Source organism: Pseudomonas sp. AM4(2022) (assembly GCF_036346515.1).
In the GTDB taxonomy this organism is placed as follows: Bacteria; Pseudomonadota; Gammaproteobacteria; order Pseudomonadales; family Pseudomonadaceae; genus Aquipseudomonas; species Aquipseudomonas paracarnis.
In genome coordinates this window covers 1-21,887 of the sequence record NZ_JAOTNW010000021.1, presented here as the reverse complement: position 1 = coordinate 21,887, position 21,887 = coordinate 1, and the positions used below count along the sequence as shown (strand labels likewise).

Sequence of the window (21,887 nt, the reverse complement as noted above, 5' to 3'; positions counted from 1 at the left end):
TTGCAATCCCGGCCCGACCCACCGGTCACAGGCTGTACCGTTTGTGGCACAAACTGTCACCTCGCCTGTACCGCACCTGTCACGGCAACGCCTTGCGATAAAGCCCAACTCATTGATTTTGCTGGCCCGCACAGCAGTGGCCCAACCTTTGCTCTACGCTTTATAACGCGCTTGCCGCGCTGTACTCCAATAAACATAAAAGCAGGAGATGCCCACCATGCGTTATGCACACCCCGGTACTGAAGGCGCCATCGTTTCGTTCAAGGCCAAATACGGCAACTACATCGGCGGCGAATTCGTGGCGCCAGTCGATGGCAACTATTTCGCCAACACCTCGCCGGTCAACGGCAAGCCGATTGCCGACTTCCCGCGCTCCACTGCCAAAGACATCGACAAGGCGTTGGACGCCGCCCACGCCGCCGCGGATGCCTGGGGCAAAACCTCGGCCCAGGACCGTTCGCTGGTGCTGCTGAAAATCGCCGACCGCATCGAGCAAAACCTCGAACTGCTGGCCATCACCGAAACCTGGGACAACGGCAAGGCCGTGCGCGAAACCCTCAACGCCGACATCCCCCTGGCCGCCGACCACTTCCGCTACTTCGCCGGCTGCATCCGCGCCCAAGAAGGCAGTAGCGCCGAAATCAACGAACTCACCGCCGCCTACCACTTCCACGAACCGCTGGGCGTGGTCGGCCAGATCATCCCGTGGAACTTCCCGCTGCTGATGGCCGCGTGGAAACTCGCGCCAGCCCTGGCCGCCGGTAACTGCGTAGTGCTCAAGCCCGCCGAGCAAACGCCGCTGGGCATCAGCGTGCTGATGGAGCTGATCGGCGACCTGCTGCCTCCAGGCGTGCTGAACGTGGTGCACGGTTTCGGTAAGGAAGCCGGCGAAGCCCTTGCCACCAGCAAGCGCATCGCCAAGATCGCCTTCACCGGCTCAACGCCTGTGGGCTCGCACATCATGCATGCCGCGGCGGAGAACATCATTCCGTCCACGGTCGAGCTGGGCGGCAAGTCGCCGAACATCTTCTTCGCCGACATCATGAAAGCGGAACCTGCATTTATCGAAAAAGCCGCCGAAGGCCTGGTGCTGGCGTTCTTCAACCAGGGCGAAGTGTGCACCTGCCCTTCCCGCGCTCTGGTGGAAGAGTCGATCTACGACGACTTCATGAAAGTGGTGATGAAGAAGGTCGAGTCGATCAAGCGTGGCGACCCGCTGGACACCGACACCATGGTTGGCGCCCAAGCGTCCGAGCAGCAGTTCGACAAGATCCTGTCCTACCTGGAAATCGCCAAGGGTGAAGGCGCACAACTGCTCACGGGCGGCAAGGTCGAGAAGCTCACGGGCGACCTGGCCACCGGTTATTACATCCAGCCGACCCTGCTCAAGGGCACCAACGACATGCGTGTGTTCCAGGAAGAAATCTTCGGCCCGGTGGTGAGCATCACCACCTTCAAGGACGAAGCCGAAGCCCTGGCGATTGCCAACGACACCGAGTTCGGCCTGGGCGCTGGCCTGTGGACCCGCGACATCAACCGCGCCTACCGCATGGGCCGGGCGATCAAGGCTGGCCGCGTGTGGACCAACTGCTACCACCTGTACCCGGCGCATGCCGCGTTTGGCGGTTACAAGAAGTCTGGCGTGGGCCGTGAAACCCACAAGATGATGTTGGATCACTACCAGCAGACCAAGAACTTGCTGGTGAGCTACGACATTAATCCGTTGGGCTTTTTCTAACTTAGCCCTGTAGCAAGCAACCCGCTCCCAACTTGAAATGCGATCAAGTGTGGGAGCTGGCTTGCCTGCGATAACGGTGTATCAGCCAAATAAGGGGTAGCTGACAGGCCGCTATCGCAGGCAAGCCAGCTCCCACATTTGATATCACAAGCAATTGCTACCTCGTTCGGCACAAAGACGCCGAGTCAAAAACAATAAAAATGGAAGGTACTTCCCATGCCTAGCGAACCCACTGGTTCTTCTGTCGACTTCGAAAAAGTCGGCACCGATTATTTTCAACAACGCGAACTGAAAAAAGGCGCCGCCGGCTGGGTACTACTGGTTGGCCTTGGCGTCGCCTATGTTATTTCCGGCGATTACGCCGGCTGGAACTTCGGCCTGGCCCAGGGCGGCTGGGGCGGCATGTTCCTCGCCACTTTGCTGATGGCCACCATGTACCTGTGCATGTGCTTTTCCCTGGCTGAGCTGTCCTCCATGATCCCCACTGCTGGCGGTGGCTACGGTTTTGCCCGCAGCGCCTTCGGCCCCTGGGGCGGGTTCCTCACCGGCACTGCCATCCTTATCGAATACGCCATCGCACCCGCCGCCATCGCGGTGTTTATCGGCGCCTATTGCGAGTCGTTGTTCGGCATTGGCGGCTGGATGATCTACCTGGCGTTCTACATTATCTTTATCGGCATCCACATTTTTGGTGTGGGTGAAGCCTTGAAGCTGATGTTCGTGATCACCGCCATCGCCGCGATTGCCCTGGGCGTGTTCCTGGTGTCGATGGTGCCGCACTTCAACGTCGCCAACCTGCTGGATATACCCGTGACCGAGGCCAAGGGCGCCAGCAGCTTCCTGCCGTTCGGCTACGTCGGCGTGTGGGCCGCGATCCCTTATGCCATCTGGTTTTTCCTGGCGGTGGAAGGCGTGCCGCTGGCCGCTGAAGAAACCAAGAATCCCAAGCGCGACCTGCCGCGCGGGCTGATTGGCGCCATTGTGGTGCTGACCAGTTTTGCCCTGTTGATCCTGGTGATCGCGCCGGGCGGTGCAGGGACTTACGCGCTGATCAAATCCGGCAACCCGCTGGTTGAAGCGCTGGCGTTGTCCTACGGCGGTTCCACTTGGATGGGCAGCTTCGTCAACCTGGTCGGGCTGGCGGGTTTGATCGCGAGCTTTTTCTCGATTATCTACGCCTATTCGCGGCAGATCTTTGCCTTGTCCCGTGCCGGTTACCTGCCACGTAAATTGTCCGAGACCAACAAGAGCAAAGCGCCGGTATTGGCGCTGGTGATCCCCGGGATTATCGGGTTTGGCCTGTCGCTGACCGGCCAGGGTGACTTGCTGATCCTGGTGGCGGTGTTTGGCGCCACGATTTCCTACGTGTTGATGATGGCCGCCCACATCACCCTGCGCATCCGTCGCCCTAAAATGGAGCGGCCATACCGCACGCCGGGTGGCATCTTCACCTCAGGCGTGGCGCTGGTGCTGGCTTGCGTGGCCGTGGTGGCGGGCTTTCTGGTGGACCCGCGCGTGGTGATTGGCGCGGCGATCATCTATGGAGTATTAATTGCTTACTTTGCTTTCTACAGCCGGCATCACTTGGTAGCAGGCACGCCGGAAGAGGAATTCGCGGCGATCCAGGCCGCAGAGGCCGCCCTGCACTAACTGCCGAAAACCTCGACGCGGCGCCTTGCCCACAGCAGGCCCGCGCCATCAAGGAGACACTGTATGGCAAGCTTTTCCCACGCGGTGGGCGCTCAAACCTACCGCTTCGACAGCCTCAAGGACGTGATGGCCAAAGCCAGCCCGGCACGCTCCGGGGACTTCCTCGCCGGTGTCGCCGCGCAGAATGACGGCGAACGTGTGGCGGCGCAGATGGCGCTGGCGAATATCCCGCTCAAGCACTTCCTGCAGGAAGCACTGATTCCTTATGAAAGCGATGAAGTCACCCGGCTGATCATCGACACCCACGATAAACAGGCGTTTGCAGCGGTCAGCCACCTCACGGTCGGCGGCCTGCGCGACTGGCTGCTCAGCGATGCGGCCGATGAACAGGCCCTACGTGCATTGGCGCCAGGGCTGACACCGGAAATGGCCGCGGCCGTGTCCAAGATCATGCGCGTGCAAGACCTGGTGCTGGTGGCGCAGAAGATCCGCGTGGTCACTCAGTTTCGCGGCACCCTGGGCCTGCGCGGGCGCTTGTCCACGCGCTTGCAGCCCAACCACCCCACCGACGAACCGGCCGGCATCGCTGCGAGCATTCTCGACGGCCTGCTGTACGGCAACGGCGACGCCATGATCGGCATCAACCCGGCCACCGACAGCATCGCCTCGATCTGCGCCATGTTGGAGATGCTCGACGCGATCATCCAGCGCTACGAGATCCCCACCCAAGCCTGCGTGCTCACCCACGTCACCACCTCCATCGAAGCGATCAACCGCGGCGTACCGCTGGACCTGGTGTTTCAGTCGATTGCCGGTACCGAAGCGGCCAATGCCAGTTTCGGGATCAACCTGAACGTGCTGCAGGAAGGTTACGAGGCGGGCTTAAGCCTCAAGCGCGGCACCCTGGGCCAGAACCTGATGTACTTCGAAACCGGCCAGGGCAGCGCCTTGTCGGCCAATGCGCACTTTGGCGTCGACCAGCAAACCTGTGAAACCCGAGCCTACGCCGTGGCCCGGCACTTCAAGCCGTTTCTGGTGAACACCGTGGTCGGCTTTATCGGCCCGGAGTACCTGTACAACGGCAAGCAGATTATCCGCGCCGGCCTTGAAGACCACTTCTGCGGCAAACTGCTCGGCGTACCCATGGGTTGCGACATCTGCTACACCAACCACGCCGAAGCCGACCAGGACGACATGGACACCCTGCTGACCCTCCTCGGCGTGGCCGGCATCAACTTCATCATGGGCATCCCCGGCTCCGACGACATCATGCTCAACTACCAGACCACCTCGTTCCACGACGCCCTGTACGCCCGGCAAACATTGGGTTTAAAACCGGCGCCGGAGTTCGAGCAGTGGCTGGCGAAAATGGGCATCTTCACGCAGGCTGATGGCAAGGTGCATTTTGGCAATAGCTTGCCGCCGGCCTTTCGTCACGCCTTGGCGCAATTGGGATGAAGGAGCCGACTGTGCAACCAGAATTGCCTGACAACCCATGGCTGGAACTGCGCCGCCTGACCCCGGCGCGTATTGCCCTGGGCCGCACCGGCACCAGCCTTCCCACCAGCGCCCAACTGGACTTCCAGTTTGCCCACGCCCAGGCGCGGGACGCGGTGCACCTGCCCTTCGATCACGCCGGGCTCAGCCACCAATTGGCCGAACGTGGCCGAGACAGCCTGTTGTTGCACAGCGCCGCCACGGACCGGCACATCTACCTGCAACGCCCGGACCTGGGGCGACGCCTGAGCGATGAGTCGGCGCAAACGCTGCGCGACTACGCCTTGGCTCAGCCCGGTGGTGTGGACTTGGCCATCGTGGTGGCCGATGGCCTGTCGGCACTGGCCGTGCATAAACACACGGCGCCGTTTCTGGCGCGCCTGGAAGAACAGACCCACGCCGAAGGCTGGTCCTTGTCACCGGTGATCCTGGTGGAGCAAGGCCGCGTGGCGGTGGCCGATGAAATCGGGCAGCTACTGGGCGCCAAGATGGTGGTGATCCTGATCGGCGAACGGCCGGGGCTCAGCTCGCCGGACAGCCTGGGCCTGTATTTCACCTACAACCCCAAGGTCGGCCTCACCGATGCCTATCGCAACTGCATCTCCAATGTGCGGCTGGAGGGCTTGAGTTATGGCATGGCGGCCCATCGCCTGCTGTACTTGATGCGCGAGGCGTGTCGCCGGCAGTTGTCGGGGGTCAATCTCAAGGATGAGGCGCAGGTTCAGACCCTCGAATCCGACGACCCGGACCTGATGAAAGGCAATTTCCTGCTCAGCCCGGCAGATGACCGATAGCGGCACGATTGCGCTTTTTGGCGTCATTAGGCAGCATCGAGTCACGGCCGCTCGTGTGGTCATACCCCATTTGGAAGTTGAGGCCTGGCATGCGGATTACTCAAGCGACCCTGGAACACCTGGACCTGTTGACCCCGTTGTTCGTCAAATACCGCGAGTTCTATGGGGCCCTGCCGTTCCCGGATTCGTCACGGGCCTTTTTGGAAAAGCGCCTGCGGCGCAAGGAGTCGGTGATCTACCTGGCCCTGGCCGACGATGACGACAAGCGGCTGCTGGGGTTTTGCCAGCTGTACCCGAGCTTTTCTTCGCTGTCGCTCAAGCGGGTGTGGATCCTCAACGACATCTATGTGGCCGAGGATGCGCGTCGGCAACTGGTGGCCGACAACCTGATGCGCACGGCCAAGAAAATGGCCAAGGACACCCACGCGGTGCGCCTGCGGGTATCGACAAGCAGCGATAACGACGTGGCGCAGAAGACCTACGAGTCGATTGGGTTTCGCGAAGACACCGAATTCAAAAACTACGTGTTGCCGATCAACGAAGACTGAAAACCAGTCAGCCAAACACCGCAATACTCTTGTGGGAGCTGGCTTGCCTACGATGACGGAGTGTCAGCGAGCATTTCTCATACTGACCCACCGCTATCGCAGGCAAGCCAGCTCCCACATTGGGTCCGGCGACTGGCTTGAAGCCCAACCCCTTCACAATTTCGCGACACTCCCCGCTACAAAAGCCACACGCTTTTCACCTCTCAATCCGTATAATGCCGACCTTTCAGGGTTGTAAGAACCGCGACAATTACTTGTAGCCTTATTGCCTGAGCTTCCGCACAAGCCCGCTGAGCCGGGCTATTCACACAGGTGCCATCCATGGATTTCAACCCGCTCGACCTTATCCTGCATCTCGACGTCTACCTCGACATGCTGGTAACCAATTACGGTCCGTGGATCTACGCCATTCTGTTCCTGGTGATTTTTTGCGAAACCGGCCTGGTGGTCATGCCCTTCCTGCCGGGCGACTCCTTGCTGTTCATCGCCGGCGCCGTCGCGGCCGGTGGCGGTATGGACCCGGTATTGCTGGGCGGCCTATTGATGCTGGCGGCGATCCTCGGCGACAGCACCAACTACGTGATCGGACGAACGGCGGGCGAGCGCTTGTTCAGCAACCCGAACTCCAAGATCTTCCGCCGCGACTACCTGCAAAAAACCCACGACTTCTACGACAAGCACGGCGGCAAGACCGTGACCCTGGCGCGCTTCCTGCCGATCCTGCGCACCTTCGCGCCGTTCGTCGCGGGCGTGGCCAAGATGCCGTATCCGCGCTTCTTCGGCTTCAGCGTACTGGGCACCATCCTGTGGGTCGGCGGCCTGGTGACCTTGGGTTACTTCTTCGGCAACGTGCCTTTTATCAAGAAGAACCTGTCGCTGCTGGTGGTGTTCATCATCCTGCTGTCCCTGGTGCCGATGATTATTGGCGTGGTGCGCAGCCGCTTTGGCCGCACGTCCTCCGAAGCCAACCCGCACTGACCGCCCATGTGGTCCCTCAACGCCTGGCGTCGCCGGCGCCTGCTGGCCAAGCACCCGATTGCCGATGACACCTGGCAACGGGTGCGCCACCACCTGACCTTCCTCGACGGCCTCACGCCAGAGCAAGACCAGTGGCTGCGCGAAGCCTGCGTGGTGTTCCTCAGCGAAAAACACCTCACCGCCCTGCCCGGCGTCGAACTGCACCAGGAACAACGCCTGCTGCTCGCCGCCCAGGCGCAATTGCCGCTGATGAACCTGGGCGACCTCGACTGGTACCAAGGCTTCCATGAGATCGTGCTGTACCCCGACGACTTCCTCAGCCCGCAACGCCATCGCGATGCCAGCGGCGTGGAGCATGAGTGGGACGGCGAACACAGCGGCGAAGCCTGGCAACAAGGCCCGGTGATCCTCGCCTGGCCCGGCGTGCTCGCCAGCGGCCAATGGGAAGGCTACAACCTGGTCATCCACGAACTGGCGCACAAGCTGGACATGCTCAACGGCGACGCCAATGGCCTGCCACCGCTGCACCACGACATGCGCGTGCAGGACTGGGCCAGCGTCATGCAAGGCGCCTTCGATGACCTCAACCGCCAGTTGGACGCCAACCCGGACGCCGAGACCGAGATAGACCATTACGCTGCGGAAAACCCGGCGGAATTCTTTGCCGTTACTAGTGAATATTTCTTCAGCGCCCCGGATTTACTGGTCAATAGTTATCCAGAGGTGTACGCCCAACTCAGCCGCTTTTATCGCCAGGATCCCCTGGCCCGCCTGACTCAACTGCAAGCCAGCGACCCGCGCTACTCGCCACAGGGCGAATGACCGTACGACGCTTGGCGCATGGCATCGGCGTCAGAATATGCCTATAATCGCCGCCACTTTTAGGCCAATCCGGCCATGTCATATGGCCAACTAACGGGGGCAACGCCCAATGAGCTACAGCAAGATTCCGGCTGGCAAAGACCTGCCGAACGACATCTACGTCGCCATCGAAATTCCGGCCAACCACGCGCCGATCAAATACGAAATCGACAAAGACAGCGACTGCCTGTTCGTTGACCGTTTCATGGCCACCCCGATGTTCTACCCGGCCAACTACGGTTTCATCCCCAACACCCTGGCTGACGACGGTGACCCCCTCGACGTGCTGGTCGTGACCCCTTACCCGGTCACCCCAGGCTCGGTCATCCGCGCGCGCCCAGTCGGCATCCTGAACATGACCGACGACGGCGGCGGCGATGCCAAAGTCATCGCCGTGCCACACGACAAGCTGTCCCAGCTGTACGTGGACGTGAAGGAATACACCGACCTGCCGCCACTGCTGCTGGAACAGATCAAGCACTTCTTCGAGAACTACAAAGACCTCGAAAAAGGCAAATGGGTGAAGATCGACGGTTGGGGCAACGCAGACGCCGCCCGCGCCGAGATCATGAAGTCGGTTGCCGCCTACAAAGGCTGAGACCCGCGCCTCATTGCCACGGCAAATAAAAAGCCCCGTTAATTCGGGGCTTTTTTATGGGCCTGATTAAACATCAAGTTCAATATTTATTTGCAGCGTTTAACTAAGTTGCACACCTGAAAGATCCAGCCACAACTAAGCCAAATCCTACAACCGCAAATCAACGCATGGTTTATTTGATTAGACTTTCCGGACAGTAAACTCTGCGTTTATGAATACATCAGGTGATCGTTTAAAAGCGCTACTACGGGAAGTTCATCTTTCCGCCTCTGACTTCGCCAAGAACCGCGGCGTCACGCCTCAGCACGTGAACAACTGGTTCAAACGCGGCGTCCCCATGGGCCGACTCAATGAGATCGCAGAATTGCTGTGCGTCTCAAGTCGCTGGTTAAGCGACGGCAAAGGCCCCAAACACCCGCCCGCCAACTACCTGTTGGAAGGCCCTACCGCAAGGATTGCAACCACCCGCGAAGACATAGGCAAATACCTCACAGGCCCCGCCTGCCGCCCGGAAAAAACCGACGTGGAGATCCCTCTCCACCCCACCTTCACCTCAACCGAACGCATCCGCGTCTCCCTGCACTGCCTCCAAACGCTCAACGTAAACCACGACCGCGCGATAGGCGCCTACATGGTCGACAACAGCATGATCGACATCATCCAACAAGGCGCTACCCTCGCCATCGACCGAGGCCGCACCCAAATCATCGACGGCGAAATCTACGCCGTCGAACACGACGGCATGCTGCGCATCAAATACCTCTACAACCGTCCTGGCGGCGGTCTGCGCATGCGCAGCCACAACGCCAGCGAACACCCGGACGAATACCTCAACCACGAGGAACGCTTCGAGCAAAGCTTCAAGATTGTCGGCTGGGTATTCTGGTGGTCCACCCTCAACAACCGCCGCCCTCCGGTGCCCCTGGATGAACACCTGCTGGGCTGGGAAGGCTCTAAATCGGAACCGGAGGTGGGCAACTGAAGTGAATGTGGGTATCATGCGCCGCACATTTGGCAGGGGTCGCTTTTAGCTGGCGCCCTGCCGGCGAAGCGGAGGAGTTCCCGCGGATGCCCCTACTATTCAGCCCGACGCCATGTGGGCTGAGCGATTTGAAGGCTGGTGAGGTTTGTCAAAAACAAGCTGAGGCAGTCCCCGAGAAGCCGGCCACAAGCCGGCTTTTTAATGCCTGTAAGAATGCAGTTCAATTGCCCAACAGCTGCTGGACAATTGAATCGTCAACAAAGGCGGGCAGGTATCCTACCCACTCTTCAATACGCGTCATTTAGGCTGCAAACACTCCACAGCCCTATCCGCCACCCTCTTCGCCATCTCCACCAAGTGCATTACCGCCCTCTGTGGTGCAGCCACTGACTCGCCGATCACTTGCGACGTAGCCAGCGCACAATGCAGCAGCTCAGCCACCTGCACCCAGGCATCCTCGAAGCTCAGTTCTTCATTGACCGTGAATGGGGTGGTCGCGCCTGACGACGGCAAATCCGAAACAACGTTATCCATAGCAAAACTCCAATCGATAATTTGAAGCTGCCATTTACGCGACTAAACGAAAGGTGGCAGCTGTACGCAGGTTAGTCGACCGGACGATTGGAACCCGGCGCACCCGAAGGTGCCCTGCGCACAGCCACCATAAGATGCAGGCGATGGGGTGCCTGACTCATGAGTTGCTTATGCGCCAATCGAAGCCGGGCGACTAAACCCGATCACTGAATTAGCAGTGACGGTCAGCAGCCTAGTCACCCAATTCCACTGGCGCAAGCGGTTGGGATTCTCTCGGAAACGTCCTGCAAAGGAAAGGGATCGGACCTGCTGGCTACTCAAAATCAGGCAATTCATTCCTGTTCTGCACAGCAACCCGGAGGCCTGAAATCGGGCGCAAACCATTGTCCACTTTAAGTTGACAGTAAGACTCCTCCCACCCGATTTATCCCACATTACCCACCCATTAATCTGTGCCCATGTTGAACGCAACGCCCAACCAACCTAAACAAAAAAGGATTCAACCATGAGCACTGCAACCTACAACCGCTTGAACAAAGACGACGCCATTGTTCTGCTGGTCGACCACCAGACCGGCCTGATCTCCCTGGTGCAGGACTTCTCCCCCAACGAGTTCAAGAACAATGTGCTGGCCCTGGCTGACCTGGCCAAGTTCTTCAACTTGCCGACCATCCTCACTACCAGTTTCGAGCAAGGCCCTAACGGCCCGCTGGTGCCGGAGCTGAAGGAGATGTTCCCGGACGCGCCGTATATCGCTCGCCCTGGTCAGATCAACGCCTGGGACAACGAGGATTTCGTCAAGGCGATCAAAGCCACCGGGCGTAAGCAGATCATCATTGCCGGCGTGGTGACGGATGTGTGTGTGGCGTTCCCGACCTTGTCGGCGCTGGCAGAAGGCTTTGAGGTGTTTGTGGTGACGGATGCGTCGGGCACGTTCAATACCACTGTGCAGCAGGCGGCGTGGAGCCGGATGACGCAGGCCGGTGCGCAGTTGATGAACTGGTTCTCGGTGGCGTGTGAGTTGCACCGCGACTGGCGCAACGACATCGAAGGGCTGGGGAATCTGTTGTCCCAGCGCATTCCTAACTATCGCAATTTGATGAATGGGTATGCGGCGCTGACTGCTCATCAGAAGTAAACCAGCCGAGCATCACAAAAGCCTGCCTTTAAGCGCAGGCTTTTTTATGGGCGAATGGTTCTGTTCAGCCTGAATCAGGGGACCCCGTCAGACGTCCTTAATCCAGGATCAAGTGCGGCAAAAACCGGCTTGAGTCCTTGGTGATCAAGCTATTGTCCTCGCGCACACCGATGCCGGCGGCCTGGTCGCCAATTACCCAAGAGCCGATCAGCGTGTAGCTGTCACCAAATTTTGGCAGCGGTGCGAACTCTTGAAGGATGAACGGTGCGTCCGTGTAGGGCCCGTCTTCTTTTAGGATCAGGCCGTCGGCGGTTTGCAGTTCGATGTTGGCGCCTTCCCGGGAGAAGAACGGTTTGCGCACCCAACCTTTTGGCACGGCTTTGCCTGGGTCGGTGTCCAGGTGGGACGCAAGCAGGTTGGGGTGGCCTTGGTTGAATTCCCACAGCAGCGGCAGGATGCCTTTGTTGGAGAGGATGGATTTCCACGCAGGCTCGAAGAACTGCGTGTCGCTCTGGGCAATCGCGGCACCAAAGGGCTCGTGGAAGATGAACTCCCAGGCGTGCAGTTTGAACAGGTGAGGGATCCAGCGATCTTCAAGGTCGACGAAGCGGCCCTCGCTGGTCAGGCCGATGTCTTCGATGTCGATATGGCGCGATTCGATGCCGACCTTTTCGGCGACCAAACGCAGGTAGTCGGTGGTGCCTTTGTCTTCGATCGAGTCTTTCATCGAAGCGAAGTAGAACGGCTGGTTGACCTGCAGTTGGGCAAAGGCCTGGTGCAGTTTGGTGTCGATGCTGTTGAACTGGTCGGCGTGCTTGGGCAGCAGGCCGCGTTCGATGCATTGTTCCAGCCAGCCCCATTGAAACGCCGCGGCCTCGTAGAGGCTGGTGGGGGTGTCGTAGTTGAGTTCCAGCAACTTGGCGGGCCCGCTACCGTTGTAGGAGAAGTCCATGCGCCCGTACAGGTGCGGGTGACCTTCGAGCCATGAGGTGCGGATCATGTCGTAGAAAGGCGCGGGGATGCTCAGCCGCTCAAGCAGTTCTTCGCTGTGGACCACGCGGGCGACGAGGTCCATGCACATGTCATGGAGCTCGGTGGTCGGGTCTTCGAGGTCGCGCTCAATTTGCTTGAGCGTGAACTGGTAGTACGCGCTTTCGTCCCAGTAGGGTTCGTCGTCGATGGTATGGAACAGGAAGCCAAGACTCTCGGCGGTGTGTTTCCAGTCATGACGCTCTGCGCATTGAATCTTCTTCATGGCCGGTTTCCTTAGCTGCTCGACCCGCCGCCCCAGCCGCTGCGTGCGCTGGCTTTGCTGCCAAAGCCGCCCCGGGAGGTGGCCGATGAAACCGAGCTCGACTTAGGTGAAGAGCGCAGCGTGTTGGTGTAATTGCTGCTGCCGTACCGTGCCTGGTTAGAGCGGCCAAAGGTCGCCCCATTGGACACGCGTTGGTTGAGCGTCGAATTGCCGTAGTTGCCGCGATCATCGCGATAGCGGTACACCGGTTCCGAGCGGTAGCTGTTGCGGTTGTTGCTCAGCATGTTGCCGATCAGCAGGCCAGTCAGCAGGCTGCTGGTGGAGAAGCCTGAGCCGCCGCCGCTGGCCTGAGCGTTGGCCGCTTGCGCATTGGCAGCGTCGACCTGGGATTGGGTCACCTGGCCTTCGGCGGTCAGTTCGAAACCGCCCAAGCGCGGGATGAATTTGCCGGTGGAGTCTTGCTGGCACCAGTCAGCGACAAAGTCGGCGTCGCAATCGGCCTGGCTGTCGTACACCGGCGCAATGCGGCGATGCTCGGCCATGGCTGTCATGTAGGCGTCCGAGCAGACGTCCACCGGAAGCTTTTCATCGGCGCATTGCTGTACCGACTGAAAGTTGTACTTCTTTTGCAGGTCGTAGGTTTTTTCCGTTGGGCCACAGCCGGATATCGCCATGGCGACCGACGCTGCCAGCGAAAGCTGGACGTACTTGCTTCGTTTCATCGGGAGCTCCGTGGGCAATCAGTTCGAGGTGGGCGTCATGCACGCGGCATTCAGCATGCCGACGCTGATGGCCACCGCGGCCACGTAGATACCGGCTGCCAGTTCGCCCTTCTTGATGCGCTCGGACGTGCCTTTGAGCACCAGGCTGGTCAGCAAGAACGCCAGCAGCTGGACGACGGCGGCGATCACCGCCCAGACGACGAAGTCAAGAACGTTGATCGAGTAGGCAATCACGTTACTGGCCGGAATGGCGAAACCGACGATGGCACCGCCCAGGGCGACCGCTGCGGAAGTGTTGCCCGCACGGATCAGTTCGAACTCCTTGTGCGGGGTGATGCGGGTGTAAATGAACTGGAACAGCACAAACAGTACCGCAGCCCCCAGGATGTAGAGGACAAAGCCGAGCACGGCAGCTTTGTTGAGGGAGATGGAGAGTGCTTCTAGCATGGACGGCTTCCTTTTTTAGAGCGTAGTCAGGTCGGTGGTGTACAGCGAAATGCCCAGCGATGTGCTCAGGCTGATGGTGCCTTCGGCATCCTCTTCGACGGAGAACAGCAGGAACTCTCGACGGTCGGTCAGGCCGGTGTCGCGGGCGTATAGCATCGAACGGTGCTCGACGCTGTAGGTGGTCTCTGGGCTGGTGACCTGCTCGCTCATCGCCACCAATTCGGTCTGGCCGTCCTCGCTGCCCCACTCCCGGAAGAACTCGACGCCGTCGTGGGTGTAGGTCGGCAGACCGATCAGACTCTGTGGGCCCGCCAGCCTGCGCAGTTCCGCTTCGCTGCTGATGGTGACGTAACTGAGGTAGTTGAACAGAATCACTGACTCGACCTGGCCCGCTATCTGGCCGGTGGTGTGCACCTGCAACCAATAATCTTCGTCGTTCATGTAATAGCGCGACAGCCAGGTGGACTGGCCGAGGTCGATGGTGCCGTTGCTCCAGATTTCCTGGGAGCCAGGGATCACCACGTTGGTTTTTTCATCGAGCAGCAATTTCAGGGTCGTGTCGAACATCACGCCCTTGCCCGGCGCCAGGCCCAAAGGGCCGGTAGCAGGCAGGCTTGGGCTGGCGGTTCGGCTCGAGTCGGTAGTGGTTTTTGGGGCCTCAAGCCCCATCAACTGTTTAAGCCATCCCATGGGAGATTTCCTTAAGTCGAGTGGAAGCGATGTAGAAGAGTTCGCCGCCTTTGACCTGTGTGGCACTGGGCGGATTGATCGACGGCTGCTGAACGCCTTTGGCGCGATAGCCGATGAGGGTGGCGTTGTGGCGCGCCTTCATCTGCGTGTACAGCTCGCCGAACGTTGCCTCAAAGGCATCGGGCAATTTCATCAGGTACTGGGTGGCGCCCTGCCCCACGCACAGCAACTCATTGATGACCACGGACGAGCCCGGATCCTGGGAGGCGCGAACCAGCATTTCGATCGCCATGCTGGACGTGCACTCCAGGCGCGGGGCGTAGGAACTGGCGAGTGCGGCGATTTCACTTTCGTTGAAGTGGGCGACCACATGCCCGACGGGGCTCAGTTGGTTCACCGCCAGCACGGTGGCCAGCGTCAGGTCATCAGACGGGGTTCGCACCAGCACACGCTCGGCACCGGGCACACCGGCACGCAGCAACAGTGCGGTGGAAGACAGGCTTTCGCCGCGGATGAACGCTGCTTTACCCGGCATCGGGTTTTCTTCCAGGCTGCAATCGCAGATCACGATCAGGTTGTCGTTCGAGGTTTCGTCTTGCAGCAACAGCTCAATCACCCGCTCGCTGGACGCGCCCTCCCAGCCGATCAGCACGGTATGGCCGACCTTGCCGGTGAAATCACCTTTGCCCTTCATGCCTTTTCTCCATGCATCGATAACACTGCTGGTGGTTTTGCCGATGGCTGCCGTGAGCAGCGCAATGCCCCCGAGCATGACCCAGGCCGCCACGAAAATTCGCCCTGCCGAGGTCTGCGGTGCGAGGTCGCCGTAGCCCACGGTGAGTGTGGTAGTGAGATAGAAGTAGATAAACGTGGCGAGGGCGGTGAGGTGTTGTTCGCCCAGCAACACCAGGCCCAGGTAAGCGGTGCTCAGGTGGACACCCAAGGCAACGATCAGGCCTGCCCAACCGAAGCGATGAAAGAGCGACGAGGCGTACATGCGTAACAAAAGGAAAATCGACATTTAGCCCCTGGCTCCCTGGGTACTTGAATCCTGACGACAGCATCGCCTCGGCGTCTGGATGCTCAAGTGCGTTCACCCGGCATTAAACCCGCTGCGCGGCGTGGATAGAAGTACCTTGGCTGCAATAAATCCGGCGAGCGCACCAAACAGATGCCCTTCGAAGGAAACGCCCTGCCGCGGAAGGAAGCCCACGATCAGCCCGCCATACAGCAAAGCCACGACAGCGGCTGTTAGCAGGTTGCCCCAGCTTCTGTGGAACCAGGCGCGAGACAGCAGGTAGGCCCATAGCCCGAACACCCAGCCGCTGGCGCCGACGTGTACGCCTGAAAAACCAAACAGCCAGACCAACAAGCCGCCCAGCAGAATGACGATGGCACTGACGGCAATGAACCGGTTGACCCCGTCGATGATGACCAGAGCGCCCAAGATCACAAAGGCAATCAGGTTGGCGCTCAGGTGGGCGAAGGAGGCGTGCAAAAACGGCGATGAGAGGATGCCGAACAGGCCATGCATCGTTCTCGGGACTAGCCCGAACGCCATGAGGCTGTAACCGGTCGCTACGTTGAGCAGTTGCAGCGCGACCATGAAGAGGGCCAGGCCTGCGATTGTCTTGAAACCCTTCAAGGCGTTCATCCTGACCTCAACATACAAAAGAAGGGCACTGCCACTGTGGCGAGGGAGCTTGCTCCCGCTGGGGCGCGAAGCGGCCCCAAAAACAGGACTGCTGCGCAGCCCAGCGGGAGCAAGCTCCCTCGCCACAGAGTTGCAGGCTTAACTGACCTGCGTTGATTACTCAGCCGATTTTTGCTTCAGGCGTTCCAGAATCGCATTGGCACTGCCTTCGTTCGGCGTGATACCGGCATCGCGCAGCTTGCGTTCCAGGTCTGTCCCCGTCGACGCTTCAGCCAGTTCATCCTGGGCTTGCAGCTCAGCGGCGCGTTGCTGCTGTTTGGCCTGCAAGCGATTGAGCGTACCGACGGCAGTTTCCAGCTTGCCGTTGGCACCGCCGCTGGCAATGGAGGCACTGACCTGAGCCTTTTGCACGCTGTCGCGAGCCTTGGCCATGTCCACTTGCTGGCGCAGGCTTTTGATGCGGCTTTCGGCTTTGGTGATGTCTTTGCGCATGCTTTCAGCGTACCCACCGAACTCGGTGGTCTGCTTTTGCTCCACGTCCCGCTCGTTGGTCAGGGTCGAAATGGCTTCGGCCACTTCCAGGGCGAGGTCTTCACGGTTGGCCTGGATTGCGGCCATCGCCTTGGATTCCAGGTCTTTGATCTTGGCGTCGTACTCGCCAACACGATCAGCCGCCAGTTTGTGCTTGGCCATGATGCTTACCAGTTCACGCTTGGCGTTGGCCAAGGCGCTGTCTGCATCGCGAATTTCCTGATCAAGGATGCGCAGGGCCTGTTGGTCGACGATCGATTCGCCGACTTCGCTGGCACCGCCACGCAACGCGGTGAACAATTTGCTCCAGATGGACTGAGTCATTGGTTTTTCCCGAATAATTAAATGAAGAAACGTTCGAAGGCTTCGCTGGCGCGCTGCACGTTATCAACCAGGGTTTTCACCTCGGTCACGATGTTGGTCAGGCTGGAGTCGGAGCTGAGCGCACCGAACATGTTGTAAACCACCTGCCCGTTCGGCATGGATTCGATACCGATGGACGACAACGGGAACATCTCCCGACTGCGCAGCACGGCGTCGTTGAATTTCGCGACATCGTTGATGGACTCGGCGTCGACCAGGACGGTATCCACGATGATTTGCTCGCCCACCACCGCGATGTAAATCGGCAAGCCACCAAAGTCGTTCATCTCCAGCTTGATGCTGGACTCAGAGCCTTGGACGAGAGAAAGCGTAATGTCATTGGACGTCACGTCATCCAGCGCCTGAAGGGCACTGTAGAGGCGATCGATATTCCAGTTAGTACCTGCGCTCATGAAATTCTCCGACATGAATGAGCCAGCCAGGATCGGTTGGCGTAGCTGTTTCTCCATTTGCTTGAGCAGGCTTCGGTTTTCGGGAAGCACCCAAGTCTCGTGTTTCACATAACCGGCCGCCGCCAGCCCCGCACGCATCTGCTTCATGTAAAAGCTCGACGGCTTTTTTGCGGACGGCTTCAAGCGCTCTCCCTTGAGGCTTGCTGAATCGGTATCAGGCCCAGTTGATGGGCTCGATGGAGAGCTGCTGTTCATGGTACTGACCTCGCTGTGAAAAACTCACGCGTGAGAAAATCTACAGGCAATCTTCAATGTACTCAATAGCTCACGCGTGAGATTTTTCCTTACATTTTTCAGCCACCGAAAAGGCCCAGCCTACCCCGCCAACTCTCGCTCGATTTGCTCGATGCTAGGCAAGCTCGATTGCAGTTCAGCTGGCAAAGACTCCATCAGTTGATATTCCGCCACACCAATAGGTCGGTTGTTATCGCGCAGTGCATATTCAGCCACCACTTTATTTTTGCCCTTGCATAACAAGAGGCCGATAGTCGGGCCATCCTGTGGGTGCTTTATCTCGGCATTCACCGCCGCGAGATAGAAGCCCAATTTGCCCAGGTGCTCGGGTTTGAACTTACCTGCCTTGAGCTCGATCACCACATAGCAACGTAGCTTCAGGTGATAGAACAACAGGTCGATGAAGAACTCATCGCCACCTACATTCAGCAGCACTTGCCGGCCAACGAAAGCAAAACCTGCGCCCAACTCCAACAAAAAGTCCGTGACATGCTTGATCAGGGCATTTTCGATTTCGCGCTCTTGTGCATTCTGGCCCAGGCTGAGGAAATCAAAGCGGTACGGGTCTTTGAGGGATTCGCGCGCCAGGTCGGATTGCGCTTTGGGCAGATGGCTTTCGAAGTTGCTCACTGCCTTGCCACTGCGTTCCAACAGGCGGTTTTCAATGTGCATCACCAAGGTGTTGCGCGACCAACTATGTTTGATCGTCTGGATGGCGTACCAACGTCGCGTTTCAGGGCCGGGAAGTTTGTCCAGAAGCGCGATTTGATGGTACCAAGGCAATTGTGCAAGCACCTCTTGCACAAATTCCGAATCCGGCCACGCCTCGGCAAAAGCACGCATGTACTTCAGATTTCGCGGCGAAAAGCCCTTGATGTCAGGAAAGGCCGCCCGCAGATCTTGCGCAAGGCGGTCGATCACTTTGCTACCCCAACCTTGAGCGTGCTGACGCATCAAAATATCGTGACCGAGCTGCCAGTAGAGCAGCACCAGTTCACGATTAACGGCGATTGATGCGCGTTGTTGCGCCTGATGGATGCGGCCCTTGAGGTCTGTCAGCCAATCGCCGTAGCCCTCAGGAGGCGCGATCAACCCGATAGAAGTTTCACTCATGCCTTTTTACTCTGGTGTTTTCGGCAGGCTAGCCAGCCCACAGTACCGTCACAAGCGTTCGTGAACAGTTCAGGAGGGGTCCTGCGTACCTCACAGAAAGGTCCTGCTGGCACTTGACTCTCCCCTATACGGCAGCCCCTACCCTGAATGCCCTTTTCTCAGAACTTATCACCATGAGTCAGCGCATTCTGGTCATTCTCGGCCACCCGTCCGCCGATAGTTTTTGTTCCGCTCTCGCGCACACTTATATCCATGCCGCTAAAACGGCCGGTCACGAAGTCCGCGTCCTGCGCCTGGGTGATCTCAGGTTCGACCCCATCCTTAATCACGGCTATACCCAGGCACAGACGCTAGAGCCCGACTTGCTCAGCGCCCAGTCCGAGATTCTTTGGGCCGAGCACCTGGCGTGGGTTTTCCCTGTTTGGTGGGGAGGTGTCCCAGCATTGATGAAGGGCTTTATCGACCGCGTTTTCCTACCCGGCTTTGCCTTCAAATATCGTGCAGGCAAGGCATTCCCAGACAAGCTGCTAAAGGGCCGAACCGCGCACTTGTTAGTGACCCTCGACACGCCGCCGTGGTATTACCGCTGGGTTTATCGCATGCCGGCCATCCACCAAATGCGGCGCACCACGCTGACGCTGTGCGGCATCGCGACGAGCAAGACGCTGCTGTTGGGGCCGGTGCTGGGCTCTACGCTGACGCAGCGGGCCCGATGGCTGAAACAAGCCGGCGCACTATTTGAGAAAGGGAGTTTTCATGTACATCGGCAAAGCCGCGCAGTTGTCCGGCACGACCATCAAGGCGATTCGTCACTATGAGGCGATCGGGTTGATGCCCGCACCTGCGCGTCAGGGCGGTTATCGCGTTTATACCGCGCAGAGTGTCGAGCGGCTGATGTTTATAAAGTGCGCGCAACAGCTGGGGTTCAAGCTCAAGGAGTTGCAGGAGATTTTGCTGGGGTACGAGGGTGATGCGCTTCCTTGGGACCGGGCTGAACAAGCCATCGCCGACAAGAAGCATACGCTGGCCGCGCAGATCGCCATGTTGCAACGGATGCAGGATGGCTTGATTGAGTTTGAAACCCAACTGAAAGACGCCCAAGGGCACTGCTCGTCAATCAGTAGTGTCGCCATTTGAAGTAGCCCTTACGCATGAGTTGGCGCTGATTTTTACGGGCCCCTCGTAAGGGCAATCTGATTTTCCAAACCGTTCATCCAGCCGCTTTTCGCTGCGGCAGACTCCGACGCCTTGCCTTCTGCCGAGACGTCATGGATGACCCACGCCTCCCACATCGCCTCTATCGAACATGAGCTGGATGGCTTCCATCAGAGCCTGGTGGAGTACCGCCAGCAGATGGGCACCTGGTATTCCCGTGCACTGGATTCGGTCAGCCATGCAGCGGATTTACCGTCGTTGCTGGGCATGGACCGGGTGTTGCGGGCAGGGGATTCGCAGCGTTTGGTAAGTCTTTCTGACGCGGATTTTTCCACCGTGGCCCGTTGCCCGGTGGGTGGCGTGCTGGAGATCGAGAGCAAATTCGAATCAGCGCATGACGTACCAATTGGCGATATCCCGGTTGAGGTGATCGGCCTGGATGACGGCAGCTCCACGGTGGTGATGCTCGATGAGCACGGCAAGGGCTCGCACTACTGCGCCGCTGGCGGGCGCTATGAGGTGCGGGTTCAGGGCGGTGTTTCGGCGCAGCACGTGGAGGCCTTGTTTGCCTCCTATGCAGGGCTGACGGCGGACTTGGAACAGTGGCTTCGGTCACAGTGGAAAGACTTCAAACCCCACTGGGAACGCTCTACTGCCAGCGCGATTGGCAGCGGCGTGCTGGCGGGCAGCTGGGCGGCGATCACAGATGTGTGGGACAGCATCAAGCTGGTGCAGGCGATTCTTGAAGACCCGCTGAAGTACGTTGAGCAACTGGGTAACGAAGCGGCCAAGTTGGCGCAGATCGCCACCGATGCGCCCAAGGTCATGGAACAGGCGATGTTGCTCGCCAGTGATGAAGCGGCGCTGTACCTGTTACTGCGCGCCGCCATGATCTGGCTGGACGCGTTACCGCCCAGTGAAGTCGCGCAAGCGGCCGCAGGTTTTATGGTGTCGTTGCTGATTGACCTGGTGATTGGCGCGGTGTTGAACATCGCTTTGCCGGCAGCGGGCGTGGCGTATTTGAGCGTTCGCCTGGTCAAGCATGGCGCACAAATTCTTAAGGCTGCCGTGGGCTTCGTGAAGGGGGTGCTGGCGATTCTCACCAAGTTCATGCAGGCGGTCGACCGTTATAAAGCGGTGGCGGTTCGCGGCGTGGTCGGCTGGGTGAAACAAGGCACGATGCAGATGCGCTGGCGGGCGCGGCAGAACGCGGTGCTGACGCAGAAAGAGCGTGTGGATGATGTGCCGGTCATGGCGTCGAATCCGAAGGGAGATGCGGCGGCGCCAGCGGACAAGACGGTCACTAACGGCTGCCCGGTGTCGATGGTCACCGGGGAAGAATTGCTGACCCTTACCGATGGTGCGCTGGACGGGATCTTGCCGTTTGAGTGGGCGCGGCTGTATCGCACCAGTGCGGTGGATGTGGATTGCGGGTTGGGGTTTGGCTGGAGTCATGCGCTGGCGCACAGGGTTTGTGTGTCGGGTGATTCGGTGGTGTGGACTGACCATGAAAACCGCTCGACCACCCTGCCCTTGCCGACTTCTGCTCGACCCGCGATTACCAACAGCCTGGCGGAAGCGGCGATCTACTTGGGCTCGGCTCCTGATGAACTGGTGCTGGCCCAGGCGTCGCGGTTCTATCACTTTCGCGACGGTGTGCTGGCTGCGATCAGCGATACGTATGACAACCGTCTACGCATTTGCCGAGATCGTTCCGGGCGAATTGAGCGGTTGGATAACGGTGCTGGTCGCTCGCTGCTGCTGCGTTATGAGCTGGATCGAATCGTCGCGGTGGACTACCAGGTGCATCGCGCCAAAGGGCGTGAGCCCTACGTGTGGGAGACCGAGCAGAACGTTGTTTCCTACGCCTATGACGAAGACGGACGACTGGTTTGCGCGACCAATGCTGTCGGGGAAAGCGAGCGTTATCGC

General features: G+C 59.2%; 23 protein-coding genes. 13 read left to right on the top strand and 10 right to left on the bottom strand.

Annotated features, from left to right (window positions below):
- Positions 1-217 precede the first annotated feature (217 nt).
- The 9 genes from exaC to ODQ19_RS22850 all read left to right on the top strand — a co-directional run bounded on the left by exaC (position 218) and on the right by ODQ19_RS22850 (position 9,646).
- Complete coding sequence (gene exaC / locus ODQ19_RS22890; RefSeq protein ID WP_116665019.1) at positions 218-1,738, top strand: acetaldehyde dehydrogenase ExaC; 1,521 nt, start codon at positions 218-220, stop codon at positions 1,736-1,738.
- Positions 1,739-1,954: 216 nt separating this feature from the next.
- Positions 1,955-3,388, top strand: coding sequence for an ethanolamine permease (gene eat, locus ODQ19_RS22885; protein WP_054896913.1), 1,434 nt, complete (start codon positions 1,955-1,957; stop codon positions 3,386-3,388).
- Between the two features lie 63 nt (positions 3,389-3,451).
- Positions 3,452-4,846: an ethanolamine ammonia-lyase subunit EutB gene (locus tag ODQ19_RS22880; protein ID WP_330211296.1), complete on the top strand. Its 1,395-nt coding sequence runs from the start codon at positions 3,452-3,454 to the stop codon at positions 4,844-4,846.
- Positions 4,843-5,679: an ethanolamine ammonia-lyase subunit EutC gene (eutC, locus tag ODQ19_RS22875; protein ID WP_034126894.1), complete on the top strand. Its 837-nt coding sequence runs from the start codon at positions 4,843-4,845 to the stop codon at positions 5,677-5,679. Before ODQ19_RS22880 ends, eutC begins: the two co-directional genes overlap by 4 nt.
- 89 nt (positions 5,680-5,768) lie before the next feature.
- Entirely contained in the window at positions 5,769-6,227 is a 459-nt protein-coding gene (locus tag ODQ19_RS22870; RefSeq protein WP_014720105.1) for a GNAT family N-acetyltransferase, read from the top strand.
- A gap of 321 nt (positions 6,228-6,548) precedes the next feature.
- Positions 6,549-7,205, top strand: coding sequence for a DedA family protein (locus tag ODQ19_RS22865; protein ID WP_116665021.1), 657 nt, complete (start codon positions 6,549-6,551; stop codon positions 7,203-7,205).
- Between the two features lie 6 nt (positions 7,206-7,211).
- Positions 7,212-8,027, top strand: coding sequence for a zinc-dependent peptidase (locus ODQ19_RS22860; RefSeq protein ID WP_330211295.1), 816 nt, complete (start codon positions 7,212-7,214; stop codon positions 8,025-8,027).
- A gap of 109 nt (positions 8,028-8,136) precedes the next feature.
- A complete protein-coding gene (ppa, locus tag ODQ19_RS22855; protein ID WP_003176323.1) occupies positions 8,137-8,664 on the top strand; it encodes an inorganic diphosphatase in 528 nt (175 codons plus the stop codon).
- Positions 8,665-8,875: 211 nt separating this feature from the next.
- Positions 8,876-9,646, top strand: coding sequence for a LexA family transcriptional regulator (locus ODQ19_RS22850; RefSeq protein WP_116665023.1), 771 nt, complete (start codon positions 8,876-8,878; stop codon positions 9,644-9,646).
- Between the two features lie 297 nt (positions 9,647-9,943).
- Here ODQ19_RS22850 and ODQ19_RS22845 read toward each other — a convergent pair whose 3' ends face one another.
- A complete protein-coding gene (locus ODQ19_RS22845; protein ID WP_330211294.1) occupies positions 9,944-10,180 on the bottom strand; it encodes a hypothetical protein in 237 nt (78 codons plus the stop codon).
- Positions 10,181-10,685: 505 nt separating this feature from the next.
- Between ODQ19_RS22845 and ycaC the strand changes: the two genes are divergently transcribed.
- On the top strand, positions 10,686-11,318 hold the full coding sequence (ycaC, locus tag ODQ19_RS22840; protein ID WP_034100941.1) for an isochorismate family cysteine hydrolase YcaC: 633 nt from the start codon (positions 10,686-10,688) through the stop codon (positions 11,316-11,318).
- 97 nt (positions 11,319-11,415) lie between these two features.
- Here ycaC and ODQ19_RS22835 read toward each other — a convergent pair whose 3' ends face one another.
- The 9 genes from ODQ19_RS22835 to ODQ19_RS22795 form a co-directional block, all read right to left on the bottom strand.
- Entirely contained in the window at positions 11,416-12,573 is a 1,158-nt protein-coding gene (locus ODQ19_RS22835) for a glutathionylspermidine synthase family protein (RefSeq protein ID WP_330211293.1), read from the bottom strand.
- Between the two features lie 11 nt (positions 12,574-12,584).
- Positions 12,585-13,295 carry a DUF1190 domain-containing protein gene (locus tag ODQ19_RS22830; RefSeq protein WP_034126869.1) on the bottom strand — a complete coding sequence of 237 codons (711 nt, stop codon included), beginning with the start codon at positions 13,293-13,295 and terminating at the stop codon, positions 12,585-12,587.
- An 18-nt stretch (positions 13,296-13,313) separates the two neighbouring features.
- The gene (locus tag ODQ19_RS22825; RefSeq protein WP_116665026.1) at positions 13,314-13,742 is read right to left on the bottom strand and encodes a DUF350 domain-containing protein; all 429 of its coding nucleotides are present in this window, start codon (positions 13,740-13,742) and stop codon (positions 13,314-13,316) included.
- A 15-nt stretch (positions 13,743-13,757) separates the two neighbouring features.
- Complete coding sequence (locus ODQ19_RS22820) at positions 13,758-14,432, bottom strand: DUF2491 family protein (RefSeq protein ID WP_330211292.1); 675 nt, start codon at positions 14,430-14,432, stop codon at positions 13,758-13,760.
- Positions 14,419-15,453: an ion channel gene (locus tag ODQ19_RS22815; RefSeq protein WP_330211291.1), complete on the bottom strand. Its 1,035-nt coding sequence runs from the start codon at positions 15,451-15,453 to the stop codon at positions 14,419-14,421. Before ODQ19_RS22815 ends, ODQ19_RS22820 begins: the two co-directional genes overlap by 14 nt.
- Before the next feature lie 72 nt (positions 15,454-15,525).
- Positions 15,526-16,086: a rhomboid family intramembrane serine protease gene (locus ODQ19_RS22810; protein ID WP_330211290.1), complete on the bottom strand. Its 561-nt coding sequence runs from the start codon at positions 16,084-16,086 to the stop codon at positions 15,526-15,528.
- Positions 16,087-16,242: 156 nt separating this feature from the next.
- A complete protein-coding gene (locus ODQ19_RS22805; protein ID WP_014720114.1) occupies positions 16,243-16,941 on the bottom strand; it encodes a PspA/IM30 family protein in 699 nt (232 codons plus the stop codon).
- A 17-nt stretch (positions 16,942-16,958) separates the two neighbouring features.
- On the bottom strand, positions 16,959-17,540 hold the full coding sequence (locus ODQ19_RS22800; protein WP_116665030.1) for a YjfI family protein: 582 nt from the start codon (positions 17,538-17,540) through the stop codon (positions 16,959-16,961).
- Positions 17,541-17,768: 228 nt separating this feature from the next.
- On the bottom strand, positions 17,769-18,800 hold the full coding sequence (locus tag ODQ19_RS22795; RefSeq protein ID WP_330211289.1) for a PDDEXK nuclease domain-containing protein: 1,032 nt from the start codon (positions 18,798-18,800) through the stop codon (positions 17,769-17,771).
- Between the two features lie 173 nt (positions 18,801-18,973).
- Between ODQ19_RS22795 and ODQ19_RS22790 the strand changes: the two genes are divergently transcribed.
- The 3 genes from ODQ19_RS22790 to ODQ19_RS22780 all read left to right on the top strand — a co-directional run.
- On the top strand, positions 18,974-19,618 hold the full coding sequence (locus ODQ19_RS22790) for an NAD(P)H-dependent oxidoreductase (RefSeq protein ID WP_330211288.1): 645 nt from the start codon (positions 18,974-18,976) through the stop codon (positions 19,616-19,618).
- Entirely contained in the window at positions 19,557-19,937 is a 381-nt protein-coding gene (locus ODQ19_RS22785; protein ID WP_330211287.1) for a MerR family transcriptional regulator, read from the top strand. The genes ODQ19_RS22790 and ODQ19_RS22785 overlap by 62 nt, the downstream gene beginning before the upstream one ends.
- A gap of 135 nt (positions 19,938-20,072) precedes the next feature.
- Positions 20,073-21,887: DUF6531 domain-containing protein (locus ODQ19_RS22780; protein ID WP_330211286.1), on the top strand; the 1,815-nt coding region annotated here is incomplete at its 3' end.

Coding starts and splice junctions, on each gene's coding strand:
- ODQ19_RS22800 (WP_116665030.1), bottom strand. CDS start 17,540: ATGAAGCAGATGCGTGCGGGGCTGGCGGCGGCCGGTTATGTGAAACAC.
- ycaC (WP_034100941.1), top strand. CDS start 10,686: ATGAGCACTGCAACCTACAACCGCTTGAACAAAGACGACGCCATTGTT.
- ODQ19_RS22815 (WP_330211291.1), bottom strand. CDS start 15,453: ATGTCGATTTTCCTTTTGTTACGCATGTACGCCTCGTCGCTCTTTCAT.
- ODQ19_RS22830 (WP_034126869.1), bottom strand. CDS start 13,295: ATGAAACGAAGCAAGTACGTCCAGCTTTCGCTGGCAGCGTCGGTCGCC.
- ODQ19_RS22880 (WP_330211296.1), top strand. CDS start 3,452: ATGGCAAGCTTTTCCCACGCGGTGGGCGCTCAAACCTACCGCTTCGAC.
- ODQ19_RS22845 (WP_330211294.1), bottom strand. CDS start 10,180: ATGGATAACGTTGTTTCGGATTTGCCGTCGTCAGGCGCGACCACCCCA.
- ODQ19_RS22825 (WP_116665026.1), bottom strand. CDS start 13,742: ATGCTAGAAGCACTCTCCATCTCCCTCAACAAAGCTGCCGTGCTCGGC.
- ODQ19_RS22865 (WP_116665021.1), top strand. CDS start 6,549: ATGGATTTCAACCCGCTCGACCTTATCCTGCATCTCGACGTCTACCTC.
- ODQ19_RS22820 (WP_330211292.1), bottom strand. CDS start 14,432: ATGGGATGGCTTAAACAGTTGATGGGGCTTGAGGCCCCAAAAACCACT.
- ppa (WP_003176323.1), top strand. CDS start 8,137: ATGAGCTACAGCAAGATTCCGGCTGGCAAAGACCTGCCGAACGACATC.
- exaC (WP_116665019.1), top strand. CDS start 218: ATGCGTTATGCACACCCCGGTACTGAAGGCGCCATCGTTTCGTTCAAG.
- ODQ19_RS22790 (WP_330211288.1), top strand. CDS start 18,974: ATGAGTCAGCGCATTCTGGTCATTCTCGGCCACCCGTCCGCCGATAGT.
- ODQ19_RS22795 (WP_330211289.1), bottom strand. CDS start 18,800: ATGAGTGAAACTTCTATCGGGTTGATCGCGCCTCCTGAGGGCTACGGC.
- ODQ19_RS22785 (WP_330211287.1), top strand. CDS start 19,557: ATGTACATCGGCAAAGCCGCGCAGTTGTCCGGCACGACCATCAAGGCG.
- eutC (WP_034126894.1), top strand. CDS start 4,843: ATGAAGGAGCCGACTGTGCAACCAGAATTGCCTGACAACCCATGGCTG.
- eat (WP_054896913.1), top strand. CDS start 1,955: ATGCCTAGCGAACCCACTGGTTCTTCTGTCGACTTCGAAAAAGTCGGC.
- ODQ19_RS22805 (WP_014720114.1), bottom strand. CDS start 16,941: ATGACTCAGTCCATCTGGAGCAAATTGTTCACCGCGTTGCGTGGCGGT.
- ODQ19_RS22850 (WP_116665023.1), top strand. CDS start 8,876: ATGAATACATCAGGTGATCGTTTAAAAGCGCTACTACGGGAAGTTCAT.
- ODQ19_RS22810 (WP_330211290.1), bottom strand. CDS start 16,086: ATGAACGCCTTGAAGGGTTTCAAGACAATCGCAGGCCTGGCCCTCTTC.
- ODQ19_RS22870 (WP_014720105.1), top strand. CDS start 5,769: ATGCGGATTACTCAAGCGACCCTGGAACACCTGGACCTGTTGACCCCG.
- ODQ19_RS22860 (WP_330211295.1), top strand. CDS start 7,212: ATGTGGTCCCTCAACGCCTGGCGTCGCCGGCGCCTGCTGGCCAAGCAC.
- ODQ19_RS22835 (WP_330211293.1), bottom strand. CDS start 12,573: ATGAAGAAGATTCAATGCGCAGAGCGTCATGACTGGAAACACACCGCC.